This window comes from Roseicyclus sp. (assembly GCF_052168335.1).
Taxonomy (GTDB): Bacteria; Pseudomonadota; Alphaproteobacteria; order Rhodobacterales; family Rhodobacteraceae; genus Roseibacterium.
Window position 1 is genome coordinate 1 of sequence record NZ_JBQLZP010000260.1, and the last position, 4118, is coordinate 4118.

7 protein-coding genes are annotated in these 4118 nt (G+C 70.5%); 4 read left to right on the forward strand and 3 right to left on the reverse strand.

All coding sequences use genetic code 11. The features are described 5' to 3' along the window. From ACTS11_RS07915 to ACTS11_RS07930, 4 genes are all read left to right on the forward strand, one after another. A partial coding sequence (locus ACTS11_RS07915) for an aspartate-semialdehyde dehydrogenase (RefSeq protein ID WP_442639783.1) occupies nucleotides 1-483 on the forward strand: 483 nt, incomplete at its 5' end. A 132-nt stretch (nucleotides 484-615) separates the two neighbouring features. Then, a complete protein-coding gene (locus ACTS11_RS07920) occupies nucleotides 616-813 on the forward strand; it encodes a hypothetical protein (protein ID WP_442639784.1) in 198 nt (65 codons plus the stop codon). 93 nt (nucleotides 814-906) lie between these two features. Beyond that, nucleotides 907-1113 carry a hypothetical protein gene (locus tag ACTS11_RS07925; RefSeq protein ID WP_442639785.1) on the forward strand — a complete coding sequence of 69 codons (207 nt, stop codon included), beginning with the start codon at nucleotides 907-909 and terminating at the stop codon, nucleotides 1111-1113. Next, a complete protein-coding gene (locus ACTS11_RS07930) occupies nucleotides 1077-2531 on the forward strand; it encodes a mucoidy inhibitor MuiA family protein (RefSeq protein WP_442639786.1) in 1455 nt (484 codons plus the stop codon). The genes ACTS11_RS07925 and ACTS11_RS07930 overlap by 37 nt, the downstream gene beginning before the upstream one ends. 7 nt (nucleotides 2532-2538) lie before the next feature. Here ACTS11_RS07930 and ACTS11_RS07935 read toward each other — a convergent pair whose 3' ends face one another. From ACTS11_RS07935 to ACTS11_RS07945, 3 genes are all read right to left on the reverse strand, one after another. Next, a complete protein-coding gene (locus tag ACTS11_RS07935; protein ID WP_442639787.1) occupies nucleotides 2539-3069 on the reverse strand; it encodes an SRPBCC family protein in 531 nt (176 codons plus the stop codon). A gap of 59 nt (nucleotides 3070-3128) precedes the next feature. Further along, nucleotides 3129-3440: a P-II family nitrogen regulator gene (locus ACTS11_RS07940; protein ID WP_442639788.1), complete on the reverse strand. Its 312-nt coding sequence runs from the start codon at nucleotides 3438-3440 to the stop codon at nucleotides 3129-3131. A gap of 5 nt (nucleotides 3441-3445) precedes the next feature. Further along, the coding region (locus ACTS11_RS07945; RefSeq protein ID WP_442639789.1) for a sodium-dependent bicarbonate transport family permease at nucleotides 3446-4118 on the reverse strand (673 nt) is incomplete at its 5' end.

Sequence of the window (4118 nt, forward strand, 5' to 3'; positions counted from 1 at the left end):
GGACAGGAGCGCGAGCCCGCGAAGTTCACCAAGCAGATCGCCTTCAACGTCATTACGCACATCGACAAGTTCATGGAGGACGGGTCGACCAAGGAGGAATGGAAGATGGTCGCCGAGACCAAGAAGATCATGGACCCCAAGGTGAAGGTCACGGCGACCTGCGTGCGGGTGCCGGTCTTCGTCGGCCATTCCGAGGCGATCAACATCGAGTTCGAGGAGTTCCTCGACGAGGAGGAGGCCCGCGAGATCCTGCGCGAGGCGCCGGGCGTTCTCGTCGTCGACAAGCGCGAGGACGGCGGCTACGTCACGCCGGTCGAGTGCGTCGGCGACTACGCCACCTTCGTCAGCCGCATCCGGCAGGATTCGACCGTCGAGAACGGGCTGAACCTCTGGTGCGTGTCCGACAACCTGCGCAAGGGCGCGGCGCTGAACGCCGTGCAGATCGCCGAGACCCTCGGCAACCGCGTGCTGAAAAAGGGCTGAGACGCCCGCGCCCCTATCCGGATGGGTAGGGGCGGCACCCCCTCTGCATCCCCGACTGACCCCATGCGGTGCGGCGCCCGGGCGCCAGCGCCTGTAAGCAGCGGTCACGATACGAAGCAGATGGGGGATCGCATGCAAGGATCGGTTTTCGCGTTTTCGCAGATGTTCCAGGGGGCGGCGGGTATCCGCGTCCGCCGGCAGCCGAGGAAATACTGGCCCGACACTCCGGCCGAGCCCGAGCGCCTGTCCCGGCGCGAGATGGAGGACCTGTTCCGCGATCAGCTCGACGGCCTCCGGCGCGGCGATCCGGTGCGGCGCGCTGGGCGGTAGATCGCGCAGGGCGGACGGGTCGGGGATTTCCCCATTGTGCCGCGCGCGGGTTGGGTCAACTTCGGGACGGCACGCAACCCGGAGGTTCACGCCATGCGTTTCGCCCTGTCCCTCGCCGCGCTCCTCCTCGGGAGTTCGGCGCATGCCGACGACATCCTGCTTCGCGCCGACATCGCCGAGGCGCTGGTCTTCGCCAACGGGGCGGAGGTTTCGCGGATCGGGGAGGTCGAGCTGCCCGCGGGCCGCCACAGCCTTCTGATCCCATGCGGGACTTCGGCGACCCCTCGTCGATGGAGGTGACGGCGCCCGAGGGCGTCGTCGTCCTGCCGCCGCAGTCCGTCGACCGCATCGCCATTCCCGAAGGCGCGCTCGACACCGCGACCGAGGCGGCCGCACGGGACGCGGTGGAGCGGGCGGAGTTCGCGCTCGAGACGCTGCGCGACACGCTGGCCCGGCGCGACGCGACCATCGCGGGTCTCGAGACGCAGCTCGCCTACCTCCAGTCGCTGTCGCGCGGCGGGCCGGAGGGCGCGGCGATGCCATCCGACCCCGCGCGGCTGGCCGAGATCCTCGCGGCCCTCGGCACCGAGACGGCGCGTGTCGGCACCGAACTTCAGGCCGCGCGCGAGGACCGGCGCGCCTTCGAGGAGGCGCTGGAGGACCGTGTCCGCGAGGTGGCGGAGGCGCGGCAGGCGCTCGCCGACCTCAACCCGTTCGGCACCGAGGCGCAGGGCATCGCCATCGAGATCGAGGTGCCCGAGGCGACGCGGGGCGAAGTGGTCATCTCCTACATGAACTGGGACACGAGCTGGTCGCCGACCTACGCGCTGCGCCTAGACACCGAGGCCGGGGCGCTCGCGGTCGAGCGGTCGATCCTCTTCTCCTACCGCGGCGCGGCGACATGGCGCGACGTGGATACGCGCTTCTCCACCGCCATCCCGAACCGCCAGCGCGTCCCGAGCCAGGTCTTCCCCGACCCGGCCCGGATCGCGCCGCCCGCGCCCGAGCCTGCGCCCCGCGTGGCTTCGGAGATGGCGGTCGGCGACATGATGCCCGCCCCCGCGATCGTGGCGGAGGCCGCCGTGATGGTGACCGACGGTCTGTCGGTGGTCTACGAGTACGCTACGCCCGTGACGGTGGGGCCCTTGGGCGAGATCACGCTGCCCTTCGACGATCTCGCGCTCGACGTGGCGCTCGAGAACCGGGCCGTGCCGAGGCGGGACGCGACGGCCTTCCTCGTCGCCACGGGCCGCAACGACACGGGCGAGGCGATCCTGCCCGGCGAGGCGCGCTTCTTCCGCGACGGCGATCTCGTGGGCACGGACTTCCTGCCGATGATCCCGGCGGGGGCAGAGGTCGAGATGGCCTTCGGTGCGCTCGACCACCTGGTGCTGAGCTGGCAGGACCTGTCGCGCGACGAGGGCGACCGGGGCGTCTTCGTGAGCCAGAACGAACAGCGCCGCCGCATCGCCTTCGGGATCGAGAACACCTCGACCGAGACGGAGGAGGTGCGCCTCCTCTACGCGGTGCCCTTCGCCGAGCAGGAGGACCTCGATGTCAGCGTCACCTTCTCGCGCGCGCCCGATATGCGCGACGTGGACGACATGCGCGGCGTCAGCGCGTGGACGCTGAGCGTTCCACCCGCCACGGAGGAGCGCATCGAGATGACCGTCGAGATGACCTGGCCCGAGGACATGATCCTCACCTGGTGGCCGTGAGCGGCGTTCAGCCTTCGACGCGGGCCCGGAGGCGGTCGAGACCGCGTTCGTAGTCCGCACCCACGAACCGGTCGAGCGCGAGGCCGAACCAGCGCCCGACCGGGGTGTTGCCCATGTCGGAGTCGAGGCCCCAGGTCACCCGCGTGCCCTCGCCCTCGGGCTCAAGCGTCCACCACGCCTCGGCCGGGTTCATCCCGTCGAAGATCAGCGTGGTGCGCACGCTCCGGTTCTCGACGGCCGCGACGATCTCCTGTCGGCCATTGCCGACGTTGGGGTGGTCGGACCGCCACTCCATCACGTTGCCGACGCCGGTGTCCGGGCCCGAATAGACCACCTCCATGTCCGGGTCGTAGTCGCCCCAGGGCGACCATTCCGAGAAGGCCCGGAGGGAACTCACCTGCCGGTAGACCTCCTCCGGCGGGGCGTCGATGACGATCTGCCGCTCGACGACGACGTGGCGCGGCAGGAGGTATGCCGCGCCGGCGGCGATCAGGACCACGACCGCGAGGCCGATCAGGATACGTCCGAGACGGCGCATGGCGCTCCCCCGCGATGCTGCGCTCGGGCCGAGGATAGCACGGATCGGCGGCGCGCGCCTCAGAAACGCTCGGCCCGCAGGACCTCGCAGTCGAGGACGGTGACGACGCCGATATGCCGCTCGACGACGCCGAAGGCCGCGTCGAGCAGCGCATCCAGCCGCTCGGGGCGGATGATGCAGACGACGCTGACCATCCCGCCCGCGCGGCTGACCTGCCCCTCGCGGCTCCACTGCCCCGAGCGTCCCGAGCCGCCGAGGACCGGAAGGATCGTGAACCCGGTGACGCCCGCCTTGACGAGTGCGGCGGTCAGCCGCCCCTCCATCACCGATTCGATGGTGATCTCGACGCGCTTGGCCTTGTGGGTCTGCATGGGGCTCAGCCTCCGGTGAGGGCCTGGGAGACGGCGAGATAGAGCGGTATCCCGAGCGTCAGGTTGAAGGGGAAGGTCACGCCGAGCGACAGCGTGAGGTAGACCGACGGGTTCGCCTCCGGCAGCGCCACGCGCATCGCCGCCGGCACCGCGATGTAGGAGGCCGAGGCGGACAGCGTCATGAACAGCATGACGCCCCCCGCGCTGAGCCCGAGGAGCAGCCCCGCCGCCAGCCCGAAGCACGACCCGATCAGCGGCATGAGAACCCCGAAGCCGAAGAGGCCCCCGGTCAGGACCGAGCGCGCCTCGCGCAGGCCGCGTCCCGCCACGAGGCCCATGTCGAGCAGGAAGAGGCACAGAACCCCCTGGAACGGCGCCACGATGAAGGGCGCGACGAGGGCCATGCCCTCGGCCCCGGTGATCCAGCCGATGAGGAACGAACCGACCAGCAGCACGATGGAGCCGTTGAGCAGGATCTCCCGCAGGAGCCCCTCCTCCATCTCCGCCGTGCTCTTGCCGAAGCGCGCGACGATCCACAGCGCCGAAAGGATCGCGGGCGCCTCCATCACGGCGGCGACCGCGACCATGTAGCCCTCGGGCGAGAGGCCGGCGGAGGTGGCGACGGAGCTTGCCGCCACGAAGGTCACGATGGAGATCGAGCCGTAGTGGCCCGCCACC

Excerpts from the sequence above, each read along its gene's own strand:
- ACTS11_RS07920 (WP_442639784.1), top strand. The coding sequence starts at position 616 with ATGCAAGGATCGGTTTTCGCGTTTTCGCAGATGTTCCAGGGGGCGGCG.
- ACTS11_RS07925 (WP_442639785.1), top strand. The coding sequence starts at position 907 with ATGCGTTTCGCCCTGTCCCTCGCCGCGCTCCTCCTCGGGAGTTCGGCG.
- ACTS11_RS07930 (WP_442639786.1), top strand. The coding sequence starts at position 1,077 with ATGCGGGACTTCGGCGACCCCTCGTCGATGGAGGTGACGGCGCCCGAG.
- ACTS11_RS07935 (WP_442639787.1), bottom strand. The coding sequence starts at position 3,069 with ATGCGCCGTCTCGGACGTATCCTGATCGGCCTCGCGGTCGTGGTCCTG.
- ACTS11_RS07940 (WP_442639788.1), bottom strand. The coding sequence starts at position 3,440 with ATGCAGACCCACAAGGCCAAGCGCGTCGAGATCACCATCGAATCGGTG.